Origin of the sequence: Litoribacter ruber (assembly GCF_018500185.1) — a bacterium.
In the GTDB taxonomy this organism is placed as follows: Bacteria; Bacteroidota; Bacteroidia; order Cytophagales; family Cyclobacteriaceae; genus Litoribacter; species Litoribacter ruber.
The window spans coordinates 41,949-59,764 of sequence record NZ_JAHBGI010000001.1 but is presented as its reverse complement, the minus strand read 5'-3'; the positions used below and the strand labels follow the sequence as shown (position 1 = coordinate 59,764).

The window sequence follows — 17,816 nt, the reverse complement described above, 5'->3', positions numbered from 1 at the left end:
ACTTATATTTTCAACTAACATTCATAAAACAATGGGAAGATTAAATTCAAACAACGGAATGAGTGGCAGGATCGGAAAGATCGTGTACTATCAGGTAGATGGGCAAACGATGGCCAGGGCCCATGTAGTCCCCGACCAATCAAACCCATCCCCACTTCAATTGGCATCCAGACGACGGTTTACCGAAGCCACCGCTTTTACCAAATACATCAAACCGGTATTGGAGCTTGGCTTTGCCAATCACCAGAAAGGAAAGCGCCATGCACTAAACGCTGCTTTCAGCAATATAAGGATGAGAGGATTTATCGGGGAGTCCACTACCCTTGACCCTTCTTTGGTAGCAATAAGCGATGGAACATTGACAGGCATGAGGGGCGGCAAGGTTTACTGGAAAAACAACGAGACCGCAGTGGTGGAATGGGAAGACAACACTGGGTTTGGCACCGCTTCCGCCAGGGACAAAGTGGCTGTGCTACTCTACGACACAGTAAAAAGAAGGGCATTCTACATCTTGGAAGGCAATCCCAGATCGGCAAAGCGGCAGGAAATAAAAGTGGAGGATTTTGAATACCATGAGGGCAACCTCCACGTCTATGCCTTTTTCACCAACAAGGCTGGCCGGACCCCACTTATCTCTGAGTCTACCTATCTGGATCTCATTTAATTTAACCCGGGGCGGCTGCGGTCGCCCCCCTCACTTGACCACAGAAACCAAATGGCAAAACAAAGCAATATACTAGAGTTAACTGGCTCTATCGGCAACATTTCCTTTTACAAAACCAAGGAAGGCTATAGAGCCAGGCAAAAAGGAGGCGTGACCAAAAAACGAATCCTGACGGACCCCCATTATGAGCGGACGCGGGAAAACAACGCCGAATTTGGAAGGGCTACCTCAGCCGCCAAGCACATCCGCCATGCCCTGGCCTTTTCGCTTGCCAAAGCAGGGGACAACACTTTTCACAACCGCCTAAAATCACTCATGGTAAAGGTAGTGCAAAGTGACCCCATTAGTGACAGAGGGGAACGGACCGTCCAGATCGGCGATCTGGATATCCTTCAGGGGTTGCGGCTAAATAAAAAGCGATCACTTGACGGGAGTTTGGGCCAGTATGTCAGAATTGAAAAGGAGAGCGGACAATTGAAATTTACCTTGAAAAACTGTAATCCGGAATTGTTTCAAGCCCCTTCCAGCACTACCCATTTCCGTTTATTTGCCCAAGGCCTTCGTATGAATTTTGAGCCTTTTGAGTTTGTCAAAAGCTTATATGAAACTCCTCTCTTACCCATCGAAAACAACGGTATCGACCTTTCCTTTGATTTGAAAATTGAGGGTGATTTGCCCGGCAAAGAACTGTTTGCGGTGGGTCTGGAATTTTTCCAAAAGCTAGGCGACACACCGTACCCAGTGGCCAAGAAGGATTTTAATGTCGGGGAAGTGGTTTAGAGGAGGCAGTTTATAAGTTTACTTCCCGGCGCTATCGCGCAGCTGGGGGTTAGCGTAAAGCGATGCAACCTTCAACCCTAACCTCCTAACCAATCCCGCACCGCATATAGCGCAGCTATGCGGTGCGGGATGACTAAACCATTAAACTTCGAAATTAACAAACTACCTATCAGACATTTACCCTGCTATTTTGTATTTTTAAGATATGAAAACCGAAGAGGACATATCCAAAGCAGAAGAGCCTTTAGCCACATATCCAGGCAAGTATTCCTATGCCGACTACCTGAGTTGGGACATGGAAGAAATGGTGGAAATAATTAAAGGCAAGGTGTACAAATGGACAGCGGCTCCGAGCAGCAAACATCAACTGGTGATTGGTGAGCTGATCTACGTGTTCAAAAAGTTTCTTAAGAACAAAAAATGCAAGCTATTTCCGGCTCCCTTTGATGTGCGCCTCCCAAAGAAATCCTTAAAGAATGAAGATATATTCACCGTAGTCCAACCCGACATTTGTGTCATCTGCGACAAAAGCAAGTTGGATGAGGCCGGATGTGTGGGGGCACCCGACCTAATAGTAGAAGTCCTTTCCCCAAGCAACAACAAAAAAGACCTGAAAATCAAATATAAACTCTATCAGGAACACGGAGTAAAAGAATACTGGATACTTCACCCCATTGCCCAAACCTTAATCATTTACACACTTGAAAACGGAAAGTACCTAGCCTCCCGACTTTTTGGTGCGGGAGATACGGTAGCCTCGAAGGTATTGGTGGGCTTTGAACTGGATTTGGAGGAGTTTTTTAAAGATATGGATTAGAGATAGTACCATGTACCAGGTACCAAGTACCAGGTATTTCCTGCTTCATAAGGTTGGTTAGCGGCCCTCTTAACGCTGTCTCTGCAACTCTATTTAGACGTAGAGATATCAGGCCTCCCATCTGAACTTTCATCCCTAAACTCCTAAACAATCCCGCACCGCATATAGCGCAGCTATGCGGTGCGGGATGACTAACCTACTAAACTGCGAAAACAACAACCTACTTATCAGATATTTACCCTACTATTTTGTATTTTTAAGATATGAAAACCGAAGAGGATATATCCAAAGCAGAAGAGCCTTTAGCCGCATATCCAGGCAAGTATTCCTATGCCGACTACCTGAGTTGGGACATGGAAGAAATGGTGGAAATCATCAAGGGGAAGGTATATAAATGGACGGCTGCGCCTAGCAGAATTCATCAACAGGCCTTAGGAGATTTGTTTGTACTCTTCAACGTTTTTTTGAAAGGACAACCCTGCAAAGTTTATATCGCCCCTTTTGACGTCCGATTACCAAAAGATTCTCTCCAAGATAAAGACATCTTTACCGTTGTCCAGCCCGACATCAGCGTAATATGCGACAAGAGCAAGCTTGACGACGCAGGCTGCATTGGAGCCCCAGATCTGATCGTGGAAATTCAATCGCCCAGCAACAACAAAAAAGACCTGAAAATCAAGTACGAGCTCTATCAGGAGCATGGAGTAAAAGAATACTGGATACTTCACCCAATAGCCAAAACCCTAATCATTTACACGCTTGAGAACGGAAAGTACCTAGCTTCCCGGCTTTTTGGTGCTGGGGATACGGTTGCATCAAAGGTTTTGAAGGGGTTTGAACTGGATTTGGAGGAGTTTTTTAAGGATATGGATTAGAGGTAGTACCACGTACCAGGTACCAGGTACCATGTATTTCCAGCTTCAGAGGTTGGTTAGTGGCTCTCTTAACGCTGTCTCCGCATCTCTGTTCACGCAGTTTAGGAGGTTATTTCCCGGCGCTATCGCGCAGCGGGAGGTTTAGGGGTTTAGGCGCAAAGCAACGCACTCCAAATCCCTAAACTCCTAAACAATCCCGCACCGCATATAGCGCAGCTATGCGGTGCGGGATGGCTAAACTCCTAAACAGCCAGGTCCCTCACAGGTTTATAAGGAATGATCACAAAACGATACCTGATATTCACCCTGTTATCCTTTACCTGCTTTCAGCTACTTGCTGAACAGGATAAATACACGATCTATGTCAGTAGCATTAGCTGGCATACCGGGTTGGTGATTCCAGGGGAAGTTTTGCCTGACAGCATTTGGAGGGAGGGGCATGAGTATGGCGAGGCGGAGTATTTGGAAATTGGTTGGGGGGATGCGGATTTTTACCCCAGTGAAGGTTTTAATCTTTGGTATGCATTTAAAGCCGTGTTTTGGCCCACCAGGTCGGTCCTGCACATTAAACCTATTGCCCGAAATCCTGAAAACCACTACTACAACACCAATGTTGTCAAAATAGAATTAAATAAAGAACAGATGGAGACGCTGGTTCAATTTTTGGTCAGGGAGCTTAACCTGGATGAAAGCGGCCAAATTATCCCTTCCACACAGGGGCTTTATTCGGACAGTCACTTTTACGAGGGAAGCAGCAGGTATTATTTCCCAAACAACTCCAACGTCTGGGTAGCCCGAGCCATCCGCCACGCCGGCTTCCCCCTGCGCCCCCTCTGGCTGCAAACCACCGGAATGGTACTGAATAAAGTAGAGGATTTCGGTACCTTGGTGGTGGAAAAAGATTAGATGTGTGGGTTAGGAGGTTATTTCTGAATTGGCGCTGCGCGCATTCAGAAGTTTAGAGGTTTAGCGCAAAGCGACGCAACCATACAACCTTCCAGGTCTTCCTGATTTTTCATTTGACCTGGAAGATTTTTTTACCGTGTTTTCACTTCATAACTTCATTATTCATCATTCAGCGTTCATCATTCATTATTTCCGATAACGTGGCTGCACCGTGAATCACTTTGTACTTAAAAACTAAACTCCTAAACAATGCCGTACCGCATATAGCGCAGCTATGCGGTACGGGATGACTAAACCCCTATACCAATCCATCAATTTTCTTACCTTTGCCCCAGTAATTACCCAAAACTATCATGATTAATAAGTATTTCCCCCTTTCCCTTCTGAGCATTTTCATCTTTTCCTGCGAGCAAGAGCAGGAGCATACAAATGAAATCCCACAGGGAAGATACAGGGCGGCTATTGAGCTTCAGGGGCAGGAAGTGCCTTTTTTTATAGAGTTTGATGGAGATGAAAACAACCTTCAGGCCTACATCCTCAACAGCAACGAGCGGCTGGAAACCGACGCCAGCATCAAGGGGGATTCCGTGATTATGGAAATGAACGTTTTTGATGCCAGCCTGAGAGGAAAGTTCGAAAATGGAAAGATAAACGGTGAATGGGTGAAGCACTACGTTAATAACTACCGGGCACCCTTTACCGCTAATCAGTCTGATAGCAATCCCCGGTTCAGCACTGACGGGGAAGCTGAGCATGATTTTTCCGGCAGGTGGGAAACTTATTTCAACTTGGGTAACGGCGACCCAAGACCGGCGGTCGGAAAATTCACCCAAGAGGGAAGCAGCCTTCAGGGAAGTTTTGCTCTGCCTTCTGGCGACTTCCGCTACCTGGAAGGCAACGTGGACGGGAACACTTTTTACCTAAGCACTTTTAACGGCGAGGAAGCCAAGCTATTTATCGGTGAGCTAGATGAAAACGGCAAGGTTACTGGCAAGTACTTCAATGGCCTTACAGGCAACTATTCTTTTACTGCTACTAGAAATGAAGGTTTCGAACTCCCTGATAAGGACCAGGAGGTTGCCAGTGAAACGATTGATTTCACTTATCCTGACCTGGATGGCAATGATGTGTCCCTCAGCGACTATAGAGGTAAGCCTGTGCTGGTACAGATCTTCGGCAGTTGGTGTCCAAACTGTATGGATGAAACCAAATATATGGGTGAGTGGTATGAGGAAAACAAGGATAAAGTTGAAATTGTGGCTCTTGCCTTTGAGAAAAAAGACGACTTCGATTATGCCAAAAACAGGGTTCAAAAATCCAGTGAGAGGCTGGGAGCCAATTATCCCTTCCTAATCGCCGGCCAGGAAAAGGATTTAAAAGCAGCCTTCCCCCAAGTTGAAGGCCCCTTATACTTCCCCTCCATGCTCTACATCGATAGCGAGGGCAGGCTGGTAGACGTACACACAGGTTTCAACGGCCCCAGTACGGGAGAGCTTTTTGAAGAATGGAAAAAAGAGCATGATGAAAAGGTAGAAAAATTGGTGAAAAGATAGTTTGGCAATTGAACTCAACAGTTTGAAAGGCAGTTGCTTTTAAGACATGAATTATTTATTTTCAATTATGGAAACCACGTCATATACAAACTTCAAACAGCATCTCAAGTCTTTCTTGGATAAGGTGTTTAATACGAATTCCCCTTTGTATATTAATCGCAACAATGGTGAAGATGTAGTAGTGATTTCGAAAGCCGAATATGAAAGTATGCAGGAAACCTTTCACTTGTTAAAAAGCCCAGAAAATGCCAAAAGATTATTGGAAGGTATTGAAGAGTATAAAAAAGGAGGAGGAACAGAACGAAATCTACTGGAATAGTGAGAGTGATTTTTTTGACTAGGGTGGAACGATTATTTATATTGGCAGAAAACCGATAATAAGACGCTCAAAAAAAATCAATCTTTAAATTAAAGAAATCATGAGGCAACCTTTCGAAGGAACTGGCAAGCCCGAACCTTTGAAACACGATTTAAGTGGTTGGTGGTCGAGAAGGATTAATTTAGAGGATAGGCTGGTATATAAGGTTGATCCCGATTCAGTTGTAATTCTTCAATGCAGATATCATTACTAAAAAAGCCCTCCAGTTTAACACTGAAGGGCTTTTTTAAAATTTATACCTGCGCGGTCTGATAGCTTTTACAAGCTTCCACACATTCGCGGCAGGCCTTGGCGCATTGCTTGCAATGGTCATGGTCATGCTTATCACATTCCGCAGCACACTCGTTGCAGATCTCAATGCATTCTTTTATTAAGTGCTGGGCATGCCTGGATCCGGAGGCTACAAAGCTTGCCGTTAGTTGACAGATCTTGGCACAATCCCTATCGGTCTTGATGCAGGCTACCATATGCTGTACATTGTCCTCACTCAGGCAACTGTCCATACAATGCTCGCACGCAGCAGCACAGACAGCTAATTTTTGGATTAAATCTTGGTGGTTCATGGTAAAGTTTATTAAGGGTTTAACATACCTTATAAACCTTTCCAACAACCATATGTTTTTATGACATTTTGGCTTAGATTTATAAATCCTGATAGCCTTTGCGGTTGGCCGAACCTCCACTTCTATAAGCACTTGGACTCAAACCTGTCAGTTTTTTAAACTGAGTTGAGAGATACTGTACACTGCTATACTGCAATCGGTCTGATATCTCCGATAGCGTCAACTCTTTATCTTCAAGCAATTCTTTCACTTTTTCAATTTTCAAAGCCAAGTAATAAGATTCTATCGATCGCCCCTCAATTTGGCTAAACAACTTACTTAGCTGGAAGTAATTTTTATGTAGTTTAAAGGCGATAAACTCAGAAAGATTTTCGGTAACCACTCGTTGGCCCACCAGGGAATCAAAATATTGCAAGACAGTATGCTTAATGGTTTCAACCGTTTTACCATCTTGGTCAGGAATAAGCTCAAACCCCTCCTCTTCCAGCAATCTACTGACTTCTCCGAGATTTATGTCTGGAGAGGAAATTTTAGCATACCCTAACTCAACCTCCTGCACTACCAGCCCATACTGCTCTAATTTCTGCCGAACCACCTTAATACATCTAGGGCAAACCATATTTTTGATCTGAATCTGAAAAGACTTCATAAGTTTAATGTTCATGCATTTCCAAGAATTCACCTTTGGGGCCGACTCCTTCAATATGTACCAAGTGGGCACCATAATGCCCCGCCATACTAACTGCATAGGAGGTAAGCAAGAGCACCAGCGCCACGGCTGTCATTGCAATCCTGTTTCTTTTAAATAGAATTAGATTACCCATCATTAGCACAGCGCCTATTGTACCGATAGTGAGGGTATTATACGCCCAAAAATCATGCAAATACATTATTTCTTGAGCGGCCTCGGTCAACCCAGCTGTATGTGGATGCAAGGGGTAACTGGCCAAATATGCCGCCCCAAGCCCTAGGATATATAGAATCAAGGCTGTCCAATATAAGGATGGCTTTCTAAAATAAACATTGACACCATAGAGTATGGCACCAACTATTAATAACACAATTACGAAATGTACAATGAGCGGATGGCTAGAAGGGAAGGCATCCAGGTCCCTCCAAGGAAAATCGAAATAGGACGCCTTAGGCGAATTGTGCTCTACTGGGTCGTGAGCAAAGGCTACTCCTGTGAATACTATAAATAATGGCAATATAAATTTAAGTACTTTCATTTTTAGCAATAGTTTTTAAGCCCCAGTCTATGGGGTTTTCAAATTTTAAAATAGATCAGATTACAGTTACGTCTTCTATTCTATTGCTAAATGATAAATACTTGATGTAGCAGATGAAGATCTCGAATTGATAAATTCGGATGAAAGTAGTATTCAGCAAAGGATTCCGTGAAAACCCCAACACCCACAGGTTCAAAGGGTGTTGGCAGAGCAAAATCCAAGCTCTTTTCTAAGGAGAGTTGGGGTATAAAATTATCCTCTAAATAAGTAAGTTCCGCAACATTTATACAACAATGCTCGTGGTCTCCCTCAGAAGAATGGGATTGGACTTCACTTCTTACATCAACATGACAGAGTTGAAGGCCACACACCAGTTCCATAGAGCCCAAAAGAGCAATCCACAGAACAACAAATAAGTTTAGTGACCTAAATTTCCCCATCTTTCAAATTGATTAGCAAATATAATAATCTGTAAACTCCAAATAGTTCCAACGTGAAAGCTCAACAGAAATTTTCAACAGTGCTTTGTAAAAACTCCCAATTAACTTTGTGACCATTTCTTTTTCTCCTTTCCATCCAACACACCTTTGCGCCTTCGAGTCTTCGTGGCCAATCCAAAACTTTAATCCCTTAGTGCGACTTCATTGGAACTTTCCCGATTCGCTACGCTACTCGGGACAGGCGGTGAAACTTTTTGACTTTCCTCCCACCACAACTTTGCGCCTTCGAGTACTTAGTGGCTAAAACTTTACCTAAGCCTTCTTCAACAATACCACTCCAACCGTACCTGACACCACTGAGGCCAGCAGAATACCATATTTAGATTGGTCGATGAGTTCATTGCTGTCAAAGGCAAGGGCCGTGATGAACAGGGACATGGTGAAGCCTACTCCGGCCAACCCTGCGATACCGGCAATGTGCATCCAGTTCATTCCCCGTGGAAGCTGGGCAACTTTGGCCTTGACCAGTACCCATACAAAGGACAGCACCCCTACCAATTTCCCCAGGGTAAGTCCAAAGAACACACCTATACTTACCGGGTTCATCAATTCGGCAAAGAAGTTTTCTCCAACCTCAACCCCGGCGTTGGAAAGGGCAAACAAGGGGATCACCACGAAGGTGACTATGGGATGCAGGGCGCTTTCGATTTTCTGCAAAGGAGTCTGCGCATCCCTTGAGATCACTTTTATCTTTTCAATGATCCTATGCTGCTTAGGGGTCATTAGTGGCCCTCGGATAGGAATCTGCTTATCAAACTTGTAGAGCAGGTAATTAATGGATCTGGAGTAAAGGGACTCGTTCACCCTGGTTCTGGCAGGAATGGCAAAAGCCACCAACACCCCGGCAATCGTGGCATGCACCCCAGAAAGCAGGAAGGCCAACCAAACCCCTCCTATACCTATCACGGCATAGAAAATGGTGTTCCTCACCCCCATGAGATTGGCCCCCACCAGAATGGAAAGCAATCCCAAGCCGCTGAAAAGGCTGAAAAAAGAAAGGTCGGAACTATAGAAAAAGGCAATTACCAATACAGCTCCCAAATCATCCACGGTAGCCAATGCCACTAGAAAGACCTTTGCGGTCAATGGCACCTTCTTACCGGCAAGCGACATCAAAGCCAGGGCAAAGACAATATCGGTGGCCATAGGGATACCCCATCCACTCATGGTGGGCTCACCTTGGTTGATAAATACGTAAATCAATGCAGGAAAAACCATCCCCCCAGCTGCGGCAGCCATGGGAAGAACGGCCTTTTTTATGGTCGAGAGCTCTCCGGCGATTATTTCCCGCTTGAGCTCCAGTCCCACCACAAAAAAGAACATGGCCATCAAGCCGTCATTCACCCAGTGGTGAAGGGAATAGGAAAGAATATTGTCGGCAAAGCCAATACTAAAATAGGTATGCCAGATATGATGATAAGAATCCCTCCACGGTGAATTGGCCCAAATCAAAGCCAGAATGACCGCCAGAAAGAGGGCAATCCCCCCGGAATTGTCATAGTGGATAAATCTATTTATGGGCCTGATCGTCTTGTCGAGTAGGGTCTTCTTCATAGCACGTCCTTATTTTCTCACAGGCAAAAATATAAAAATAAGGGCGGTTTCAAGGGAAACTAAAAATATATTGAAACATGATTAATGTCATAGGAAAGCTATTTATCGCACCATTTCGGCTAATTCCTCCAGTCCCTGCATTTTAGCATGTACATAAGCAGTGTTGCCCCTGCCGTCTACCACATGTTTGTCGGCCCCATGGGCAAGAAGCAACTTTATCAGAGCTTCATGGCCAAAAGTTGCCGCATAGATCAAGGCTGTGGCTCCCTGGTAATTCTGTGCATTGACATCCGCCCCAGCTTTTATGAGCATTTCACCCATTTCGGTGTAACCTTTAAAGCAGACTCCCATCAAGGCCGTATTGCCAGCCACATCCCTGGCCTCCACATCAGCCCCCAGCTCCACAAGCAGTTTTGCCGTGCCAGCCTGCCCATTATATGTAGCCAAAATCAAAGGGGGAAACCCTTTCTCATTAGGCTTTTCCAAAAAGGAAGGGTCATTTTTTATAATGTCCTTTATTTGCTCATCTTTTCCTTGTCTGATCAAATCGAAAAAATCCATGTTGCTTGTCTTTAGTAATGTGCTTGCTATTAAATCCTATTTATAATCTTTTTGAGACGGAAGATTGAACACCGAAGACTGAAAACTCCGAGAATTTTCTCTAGCCCGTTCTGACATGGGTATAACCATCTTATGGGCGGTTTGTTGATTTTTTTAAAAAATCCGTACATTTACTAACCTAAATGAAATCCTTCGCCTACATAGTCCTGCTCAGCCTGATTTCGGTCAAAGCCTTTTTGCCGAACATGGATCTGTGCTGCGATCTCCATCGAATTCCCGCCTTTTTCGACCACTACCAGGTCCACAAGGTGGAGTATGGGGATACCCTCTGGGAATTTGTCGAAGGCCATTATTTCTACAATGACGACGATTACGAATTTGTCGCCGAAGATCCCGACCATGCCAACCTTCCTTTCCGGGAAAGCCACCAAAGCATGAACAACTGGGTTTTCTATGCCCCATCCGAATCCATAGCACTTGCAGAACCAGCTTTTCCGCCTGCGGCAAAACTGGGCTTCCATAGGCCCGGACTCCTGGCAAAAGCCGACATTTCCCGCTTCCAGCCTCCCCGGATTTCCTGATTTAATGTTCAGGCCAAGTTCCCTTTGGCCCAAATCTTCTTATCAGTAAATCTATTCCCATGATTCATCAAATCATCGCTTTTTCCGTCAGGAACAAGCTCCTCATTGGTTTGTTGACCGTCGCATGGATCATAGCCGGTGTCTATAGCCTTACCCAGGTGCCTATGGATGCCGTCCCCGATGTGACCAACAACCAGGTACAGATCATCACTCAGGCGCCCAATCTAGGCACCGAGGATATCGAACAGTTCATTACGTACCCCATCGAAATCGCCCTGTCCAACCTCCCGGACGTGGTGGAGATAAGGTCCATTTCCCGTTTTGGCCTTTCGCTGGTCACCGTGGTTTTTGAAGACCGCATGGGTACCTATCTGCCCCGGCAGCTCATCAGCGAGAAGCTCGAGGAGGTCCGTCGGCAGATTCCCGAAGGCTTCGGCGACATGGAAATGGGGCCCATTTCCACCGGACTGGGCGAAATCTACCAGTACAGCCTGGAGGTGGACCCTGAATACCGCGACCGCTACGATCTCACCGAACTGCGGACCATACAGGACTGGATCATCACCCGGCAGATGGCCATGGTGCCCGGTGTGATCGAGGTCAATTCCTTTGGGGGCAACATCAAGCAATACGAAGTGGCCATTGACCCCGACGATCTCAGGAGCCACGGCGTGACCATTGCAGACGTATTTTCGGCCTTGGAAGCCAACAACCAAAATACCGGGGGGGCCTACATCGAGAAAAACCACATGGCCAACTTCATCCGGGGCGAGGGACTCATCCGCTCCATGGAGGATATCGAAGACATCTGGCTCCCTACCGAACGCGACATTCCGTTGCAGATCAAAGATGTGGCTGAGGTGCGTTTTGGATCGGCGGTACGCTATGGAGCCTTCACCCAAAACGGCCAGGGAGAAGCCGTAGGTGGTATCATCTTCATGCTCAAGGGAGCCAACTCCAACCAGGTGATCGGGGATGTAAAAGAGCGCATGGCACAGATTCAGCAAAGCCTGCCTCCTGGGGTCCACATCAGCCCTTTCCTGGACCGTAGCCAGCTGATCCAAGAAACTACCGGCACCATCAAAACCAACCTGACCGAAGGCGCCCTGATTGTCGTTTTTGTGCTGGTATTCCTACTGGGCAATTGGCGTGGCGGACTCATTGTGGCCTCCACCATCCCCCTTTCCCTGCTCTTTGCTTTCATCCTGATGAACGTATTTGATGTCTGGGCCAACCTGATGAGCTTGGGCGCCATTGACTTCGGAATCATCGTGGACGGAGCGGTGATCATCGTGGAAGGCTCGGTCTTTTTCATGCACCAGCGCATCGGCCAAGGACAGGTATTGAACCAGGCCAGCCGTGACCGTACCGTTTTGAAGGCTTCCAGCAAGATGATGAATGCAGCCTTTTTTGGACAGCTGATCATCCTGATTGTTTTCTTGCCCATCCTGTTTTTGGAAGGCATTGAAGGCAAAATGTTCCAGCCCATGGCCCTCACGTTCATGTTTGCCATGCTGGGAGCCATGATCCTCTGCCTGACCTATGTGCCCATGGTGTCTGCCCTTTTTCTGAAGGTCAAAGAAAAAGAGGGGCACACCTGGGGGGACAAAGTGGTTTATTGGACCGAACGTAACTATGGTCAATTGCTGGATAAGGTCTTGACAAAGGGCAATGTTGTATTGGCCTCAGCAACTTTACTTTTGGGCTTGGCAGTTTTTACCTTCACCCGGATGGGCGGGGAATTCATCCCCCAGCTCGACGAGGGGGATATTGCCTTTCACATCCTGATGCGGCCTGGCAGTACACTGGAAGAAGGCATTGCCAAAAGCACCGAAATTGAGCAATTGCTACTGGACAATTTTCCTGAAATCGAAAAAGTCCTCTCCCGCTTTGGCGTAGCCGAAGTACCCACCGACCCCATGCCTATGGACATGGCGGATTGTTTCATTATCCTCAAACCCAAAAGCGATTGGGTATCTGCCTCCAACAAGGAAGAACTCATCGAAAAGATCGAGGAGGTGCTAGAAGAGGTCACTGGGGTCAACCTGGAATTTTCCCAACCCATAGAGATGCGATTCAACGAGCTGATTTCCGGTGTCCGCGAGGATGTGGCCATCAAGCTATACGGGGAAGATCTGGAAATCCTGGCTGCCAAATCCGCTGAAATCGGCAGGCTAGTGGAGAACATCCCCGGGGTCGCCGATCTCAAAGTGGAAGCCACCTCCGGCCTCCCCCAGATCAGCGTGCAGTACGACCGCGGCCAGCTCGCCCGCTATGGCGTAAACGTGCGGGAGATCAACCAGGCCATCTCCTCGGCCTTTGCAGGAGGAAAAGCAGGGGTGGTTTTCGAGGGGGAAAGACGCTTCGACCTTGTCCTGAGACTGGATGCCGCCAAAAGACAAGAACTGGCCGACATTGAGGATCTTTTTATACCTACCGCCTCAGGAGGCCAAGTACCACTCACCCAACTGGCGTCCATCTCCTATCAGGACGGTCCCATGCAGATCAGCCGCGACGATACCCAGCGGAGGACCTACGTGGGCATCAATGTCCGGGGCCGTGATATCCAGTCGCTGGTACAGGAAATCGACGAAAGGCTCAAGCAGCGCCTGGAACTGCCTCCCGGATATTTTATCCGATATGGAGGGGCTTTTGAAAACCTCGAGCGCGCCACCGCAAGGCTAAAATTGGTCGTGCCGATAGCCTTGGCCCTGATCTTTTTCCTCATCTATCTGGCTTTGGGCTCCTTCAAGCAGACGGCCGTGATCTATGTGGCTATCCCGATGGCAGCCATTGGCGGGGTCTTTTCCCTCTGGCTACGGGACATGCCCTTCAGCATTTCAGCGGGCGTGGGCTTTATTGTGCTTTTCGGCGTGGCGGTGTTAAACGGACTTGTACTCATCAGTTCCTGGAATGAGTTGAAAAAAGAGAGCGACCTAGATCTGGAAAACCGGATCCGAATAGGCGCCAAACGCAGAATCCGACCCATCATGTTGACAGCTTTGACCGATATTCTGGGCTTTCTGCCCATGGCACTTTCCCGCTCTGCTGGGGCCGAGGTGCAGCAGCCCCTGGCCACCGTGGTGATCGGCGGGATGGTGACCGCCACCTTGCTTACCCTGTTTATCCTGCCTATTCTTTATAGGTGGACAGAATCCAGTGCAGCCCTTCCGGGAAAAAGAACGGCCCTAGGATGTGTATTGGCCCTTTTGGCATTTAGCCTGCCGGCCAAGGCACAGCAGGTAAACCCGATTTCAATGGAGCAGGCCATCCAACGGGCCTTGGAGAATTATCCCCAACTGGAAGCGGCCAAGATGCAGGTGCAACAGGAAGAGGCGCTCAAAAAGACCGCCTGGGACTTGGGTACCACCACCCTGTTTACCGCCGGCGATGAGGTGAGCCGTCCTGATGAAAACGTAGGGGTAATCACCCCGATCGGAATCAGCCAACAGGACATCAACATCTTCGGCATCAGCCCTACCCTCAATGCCCAAAAGCAGCGGATCGCCCTTTCGGAAATTGAGCTCAACCTCACCGAACTGGAGATCCGGAGGGAAGTGCAACTGGCCTATGCCGATGCATTGGTCAAGCAGGGATATCTGCAGCTATTTACCGAATTGGATTCCCTTTATGAAGGCTTTGAAAAGGCCGCAAAGGTCCGTTTGGAAGTCCAGGACATTTCCCGATTGGCTTACCTTGCAGCGCAAAACCAGTACAAACAGATGAAGCTGAAAAAGGAAAACGCCCGCTTTGACTATGCGGAATCCCTGATCAGACTGAATCTCTGGCTTTTTGGTGAAAACTTGTTCACGCCTCACGGCAGCGATGGTTTTTATGAAAAGCCATTGCATTTGGAAGAGGACCTTTCCGGGCACCCTTTGCTCCGGCGCGCTGAGGGATCGGTAATGCTGGCCGAGGCCGAAAGGCGAAGGGCCCAGTCGGCGTATTTGCCCAAGCTGCAGGCCCTCTATGGCCCCCAAACGGTGGGCGGACAGCCATCCTTTTACCAATATCAGTTTGGCTTGACCATGCCGCTTTTCTTCCTGCCCCAAAAAGGCCGGGTGGAAGCAGCCCGCCTGGAAAGCAGAATTGCCCAGCAAAGCAGCCTGCAGACCCAACTGGAAATCAGCAACCAGGTGGCCCGGCTGGAGCAGCAGTACCGAAAGTGGCTTTCCTCTTGGCTTTTCTTCAAAAATGAAACCCTGCCACTGGCCCGGGAACAGCGCCGCGGGGCCCTATTAGCGTTCCGAGAAGGTGAAATTGATTATGTCTTTATGATCCAATCGCTTAACGAATCACTGCAAACAGAGCTTCAAGCCCAAGAGGCCTTGAGCAACCTGATGCAGGCCCGCTACGAATTGGAATACTTTATTAACCCGGATTTGAAATGAAAAAATACACCTATATACTATTGGCTCTCAGCTTTTGTCTGGCCTGCGAAAACCGCTCCGCTGATATAGACCACCATGACGATGACATGGAGGAAATTACGGAAGTGACCTTTACTGCAAGGCAGGTCGAAAGGATGCAGATCGAAACAGGTCCCATGGAAAAAAGGCCAATCAGTTCCAGCATATCGGTAAATGGCATCCTGGAAGTCCCGCCCCAGCATGAGGCCATCATCACCAGCATCGTCAACGCCCACGTCAGCGGCATCACCCTAATCGAGGGGGACAGGGTCAAAAAAGGACAGGTACTGGCCTACCTCAGCCATCCGGACATCATCCGCCTGCAGAGCGATTACCTGGACACCTACCACAGACTTGCCTTAGCTGAGCAGGAACTCAACCGCCAACAGCGCCTGATGGAGGAAGAAGTCGGTGCCGGCAAAACCCTGCAGCAAACCCAGGCCAATTATAGGGGTCTACAGGCTACTTTGAGCAGCAAGGAAGGGCAGTTGCGGCTTTTGGATATCTCTACCAAGCAGGTTCAGGAAGGCAATCTGGCAGACAGAGTCGCCATCCGAAGTCCCCTGGACGGTTCCATCACGGCCGTACACGTGAAAAATGGCCAGTCCGTACAACCGGAAACAGCCCTCATGGAACTCATTAATACCGATCACATTCATATCAAATTATTGGTTTATGAAAAGGACATTTCCCGCATACAGATCGGCCAAGAGGTAAGCTTCCGCCTGCGCAATGGGGATCGGGACCGCAAAGCGGAAGTCTTCAGCATCAGCCAGAAATTTGAGCAGGACAGCAGGGCCCTGCAGGTGCACGCCGAGATTGAAGGAGAACATGAGGGGCTGGTGCCAGGCATGTACGTGAAGGCCCAGATCATTGCCGCCGGGGACTCGGCCCTGGCCCTACCCGATGCGGCCTTAGTAAGGGAAGGCGAGATGCATTACATCTTCGAAAAACTGGAAGACGCGGGCGGCTCACTCAGTTTCAAGGCTGTGCCGGTGGAAACCTTAGGCAGTTTTGGCGGATGGACTGGTGTTCGGCTAGAGGAAGCAGATGCTGCCCCCAACCGCCATTTTGCCCTAAACAACGGCTACCACATCTGGTCGGAAATGAAAAAGGGAGAAGTGGAGGATGATCATTAACGGTTAATTTACATTAATAGGCCTATTTTTGCTTATCGGTAAAATAAGCTGTAAATTCATGGCTTCTTGACAGCTACCCTCTTGGGAAACCTGTCACAAGCCTATTAACCTTTATATATTTTAAACTTAACCAAACTATGACAAAAATTAAAGTCGGTATCAACGGATTTGGCCGTATTGGTCGCTTAGTGTTCAGAGCTGCCCAGCAGCGTGATGATATCCAGATCGTAGGAATCAATGACCTTATCGATGTGGACTATATAGCTTATATGCTTAAATACGACTCCACCCACGGTCAATTTGACGGTGAAATCGAAGTCAAAGACGGTAAGTTGGTAGTCAACGGAAACGAAATCCGCGTAACTGCTGAGAAAAACCCGGCCGACCTCAAATGGGGCGATGTTGGTGCTGAATACATTGTGGAATCAACTGGTTTGTTCCTTACTAAAGATTCCGCAAAAGGCCACATCGAAGCCGGTGCCAAAAAAGTAATCATGTCGGCCCCATCAAAGGATGACACGCCGATGTTTGTAATGGGTGTAAACGAAAGTTCTTATACCCCCGATATGCAATTTGTATCAAACGCTTCCTGTACCACAAACTGTCTTGCTCCGATCGCCAAGGTATTGCACGACACTTGGGGCATTGAAGAAGGATTGATGACCACTGTTCATGCTACTACTGCTACGCAGAAAACCGTTGACGGACCTTCTGCCAAAGACTGGAGAGGCGGACGTGGTGCCGGACAAAACATCATCCCTTCCTCCACTGGTGCTGCCAAGGCCGTTGGTAAAGTTATCCCTGACCTTAACGGTAAACTAACCGGTATGGCCTTCAGAGTTCCTACTCCAAACGTTTCTGTAGTGGATTTGACCGTTAGACTATCCAAGCCTGCTTCTTACGAGGAAATCTGTGCAAAAATGAAGGAAATGTCTGAAGGTGAACTGAAGGGAATCCTGGGTTACACGGAAGACCAGGTGGTATCCAACGACTTCATCGGTGATGCAAGAACTTCCATCTTTGACGCTGGTGCCGGAATTCAACTTTCCGACAAATTTGTCAAAGTAGTGAGCTGGTATGACAACGAGTGGGGCTATTCAAGCAAAGTTGTTGACTTGCTAGCCTACATCGCCAACAAGTAATAAAGCAGGGAAAAGGAAAGGGTTAAACCTCTAACCTTTTCCCTTTTACTTCTAACTTCAAACCACTTCGTACTTCCAAAGGTGATGGGGTACCACCTTTAACCGCCCAATTAATTGGTGCTGATGACTCCTACTTCAACTTAAATTAACCTAAGCATTTTCTC

Annotated in this window: 17 protein-coding genes and 1 riboswitch; of the genes, 12 read left to right on the top strand and 5 right to left on the bottom strand. The window is 47.6% G+C overall.

Annotated features, from left to right (window positions below; all coding sequences use genetic code 11):
* Positions 1-31 precede the first annotated feature (31 nt).
* The 8 genes from KIH41_RS00275 to KIH41_RS00240 all read left to right on the top strand — a co-directional run bounded on the left by KIH41_RS00275 (position 32) and on the right by KIH41_RS00240 (position 6,167).
* Positions 32-664 carry a DUF6266 family protein gene (locus KIH41_RS00275; protein WP_214161117.1) on the top strand — a complete coding sequence of 211 codons (633 nt, stop codon included), beginning with the start codon at positions 32-34 and terminating at the stop codon, positions 662-664.
* Between the two features lie 51 nt (positions 665-715).
* Positions 716-1,444, top strand: a complete 729-nt coding sequence (locus tag KIH41_RS00270) for a hypothetical protein (RefSeq protein ID WP_214161116.1) — start codon at positions 716-718, stop codon at positions 1,442-1,444.
* A 205-nt stretch (positions 1,445-1,649) separates the two neighbouring features.
* Positions 1,650-2,261 carry a Uma2 family endonuclease gene (locus KIH41_RS00265; protein WP_214161115.1) on the top strand — a complete coding sequence of 204 codons (612 nt, stop codon included), beginning with the start codon at positions 1,650-1,652 and terminating at the stop codon, positions 2,259-2,261.
* 263 nt (positions 2,262-2,524) lie between these two features.
* Positions 2,525-3,136, top strand: a complete 612-nt coding sequence (locus KIH41_RS00260; RefSeq protein ID WP_214161114.1) for a Uma2 family endonuclease — start codon at positions 2,525-2,527, stop codon at positions 3,134-3,136.
* 276 nt (positions 3,137-3,412) lie between these two features.
* A complete protein-coding gene (locus tag KIH41_RS00255) occupies positions 3,413-4,042 on the top strand; it encodes a DUF2459 domain-containing protein (RefSeq protein WP_213946321.1) in 630 nt (209 codons plus the stop codon).
* A 353-nt stretch (positions 4,043-4,395) separates the two neighbouring features.
* Positions 4,396-5,595, top strand: coding sequence for a peroxiredoxin family protein (locus KIH41_RS00250; RefSeq protein ID WP_214161113.1), 1,200 nt, complete (start codon positions 4,396-4,398; stop codon positions 5,593-5,595).
* Positions 5,596-5,662: 67 nt separating this feature from the next.
* Positions 5,663-5,914: a type II toxin-antitoxin system Phd/YefM family antitoxin gene (locus KIH41_RS00245; RefSeq protein ID WP_213946323.1), complete on the top strand. Its 252-nt coding sequence runs from the start codon at positions 5,663-5,665 to the stop codon at positions 5,912-5,914.
* Between the two features lie 100 nt (positions 5,915-6,014).
* Positions 6,015-6,167: a Txe/YoeB family addiction module toxin gene (locus tag KIH41_RS00240; protein ID WP_317195981.1), complete on the top strand. Its 153-nt coding sequence runs from the start codon at positions 6,015-6,017 to the stop codon at positions 6,165-6,167.
* 40 nt (positions 6,168-6,207) lie between these two features.
* On the opposite strand, the gene KIH41_RS00235 is transcribed toward KIH41_RS00240, so the two are convergent.
* From KIH41_RS00235 to KIH41_RS00215, 5 genes are all read right to left on the bottom strand, one after another.
* Positions 6,208-6,537: a four-helix bundle copper-binding protein gene (locus KIH41_RS00235; RefSeq protein WP_214161112.1), complete on the bottom strand. Its 330-nt coding sequence runs from the start codon at positions 6,535-6,537 to the stop codon at positions 6,208-6,210.
* A gap of 79 nt (positions 6,538-6,616) precedes the next feature.
* Complete coding sequence (locus tag KIH41_RS00230; RefSeq protein ID WP_214161111.1) at positions 6,617-7,186, bottom strand: helix-turn-helix transcriptional regulator; 570 nt, start codon at positions 7,184-7,186, stop codon at positions 6,617-6,619.
* Between the two features lie 4 nt (positions 7,187-7,190).
* A complete protein-coding gene (locus tag KIH41_RS00225) occupies positions 7,191-7,766 on the bottom strand; it encodes a hypothetical protein (protein ID WP_214161110.1) in 576 nt (191 codons plus the stop codon).
* A gap of 752 nt (positions 7,767-8,518) precedes the next feature.
* A complete protein-coding gene (gene nhaA / locus KIH41_RS00220) occupies positions 8,519-9,820 on the bottom strand; it encodes a Na+/H+ antiporter NhaA (protein ID WP_214161109.1) in 1,302 nt (433 codons plus the stop codon).
* 102 nt (positions 9,821-9,922) lie between these two features.
* Positions 9,923-10,381 carry an ankyrin repeat domain-containing protein gene (locus KIH41_RS00215; RefSeq protein WP_213946326.1) on the bottom strand — a complete coding sequence of 153 codons (459 nt, stop codon included), beginning with the start codon at positions 10,379-10,381 and terminating at the stop codon, positions 9,923-9,925.
* 182 nt (positions 10,382-10,563) lie between these two features.
* On the opposite strand from KIH41_RS00215, the gene KIH41_RS00210 reads away from it, so the two are divergent.
* From KIH41_RS00210 to gap, 4 genes are all read left to right on the top strand, one after another.
* Positions 10,564-10,962, top strand: a complete 399-nt coding sequence (locus KIH41_RS00210; RefSeq protein WP_214161108.1) for a hypothetical protein — start codon at positions 10,564-10,566, stop codon at positions 10,960-10,962.
* 59 nt (positions 10,963-11,021) lie between these two features.
* On the top strand, positions 11,022-15,353 hold the full coding sequence (locus KIH41_RS00205) for a CusA/CzcA family heavy metal efflux RND transporter (protein ID WP_214161107.1): 4,332 nt from the start codon (positions 11,022-11,024) through the stop codon (positions 15,351-15,353).
* Complete coding sequence (locus KIH41_RS00200; protein WP_214161106.1) at positions 15,350-16,510, top strand: efflux RND transporter periplasmic adaptor subunit; 1,161 nt, start codon at positions 15,350-15,352, stop codon at positions 16,508-16,510. Before KIH41_RS00205 ends, KIH41_RS00200 begins: the two co-directional genes overlap by 4 nt.
* Before the next feature lie 137 nt (positions 16,511-16,647).
* Positions 16,648-17,652, top strand: coding sequence for a type I glyceraldehyde-3-phosphate dehydrogenase (gene gap, locus KIH41_RS00195; protein ID WP_213946330.1), 1,005 nt, complete (start codon positions 16,648-16,650; stop codon positions 17,650-17,652).
* Between the two features lie 71 nt (positions 17,653-17,723).
* Positions 17,724-17,792: riboswitch (Fluoride riboswitch) on the top strand.
* Positions 17,793-17,816 lie beyond the last annotated feature (24 nt).

Coding starts and splice junctions, on each gene's coding strand:
- KIH41_RS00275 (WP_214161117.1), top strand. CDS start 32: ATGGGAAGATTAAATTCAAACAACGGAATGAGTGGCAGGATCGGAAAG.
- KIH41_RS00210 (WP_214161108.1), top strand. CDS start 10,564: ATGAAATCCTTCGCCTACATAGTCCTGCTCAGCCTGATTTCGGTCAAA.
- gap (WP_213946330.1), top strand. CDS start 16,648: ATGACAAAAATTAAAGTCGGTATCAACGGATTTGGCCGTATTGGTCGC.
- KIH41_RS00260 (WP_214161114.1), top strand. CDS start 2,525: ATGAAAACCGAAGAGGATATATCCAAAGCAGAAGAGCCTTTAGCCGCA.
- KIH41_RS00270 (WP_214161116.1), top strand. CDS start 716: ATGGCAAAACAAAGCAATATACTAGAGTTAACTGGCTCTATCGGCAAC.
- KIH41_RS00250 (WP_214161113.1), top strand. CDS start 4,396: ATGATTAATAAGTATTTCCCCCTTTCCCTTCTGAGCATTTTCATCTTT.
- KIH41_RS00225 (WP_214161110.1), bottom strand. CDS start 7,766: ATGAAAGTACTTAAATTTATATTGCCATTATTTATAGTATTCACAGGA.
- KIH41_RS00205 (WP_214161107.1), top strand. CDS start 11,022: ATGATTCATCAAATCATCGCTTTTTCCGTCAGGAACAAGCTCCTCATT.
- KIH41_RS00235 (WP_214161112.1), bottom strand. CDS start 6,537: ATGAACCACCAAGATTTAATCCAAAAATTAGCTGTCTGTGCTGCTGCG.
- KIH41_RS00255 (WP_213946321.1), top strand. CDS start 3,413: ATGATCACAAAACGATACCTGATATTCACCCTGTTATCCTTTACCTGC.
- KIH41_RS00200 (WP_214161106.1), top strand. CDS start 15,350: ATGAAAAAATACACCTATATACTATTGGCTCTCAGCTTTTGTCTGGCC.
- KIH41_RS00215 (WP_213946326.1), bottom strand. CDS start 10,381: ATGGATTTTTTCGATTTGATCAGACAAGGAAAAGATGAGCAAATAAAG.
- KIH41_RS00240 (WP_317195981.1), top strand. CDS start 6,015: ATGAGGCAACCTTTCGAAGGAACTGGCAAGCCCGAACCTTTGAAACAC.
- nhaA (WP_214161109.1), bottom strand. CDS start 9,820: ATGAAGAAGACCCTACTCGACAAGACGATCAGGCCCATAAATAGATTT.
- KIH41_RS00265 (WP_214161115.1), top strand. CDS start 1,650: ATGAAAACCGAAGAGGACATATCCAAAGCAGAAGAGCCTTTAGCCACA.
- KIH41_RS00230 (WP_214161111.1), bottom strand. CDS start 7,186: ATGAAGTCTTTTCAGATTCAGATCAAAAATATGGTTTGCCCTAGATGT.
- KIH41_RS00245 (WP_213946323.1), top strand. CDS start 5,663: ATGGAAACCACGTCATATACAAACTTCAAACAGCATCTCAAGTCTTTC.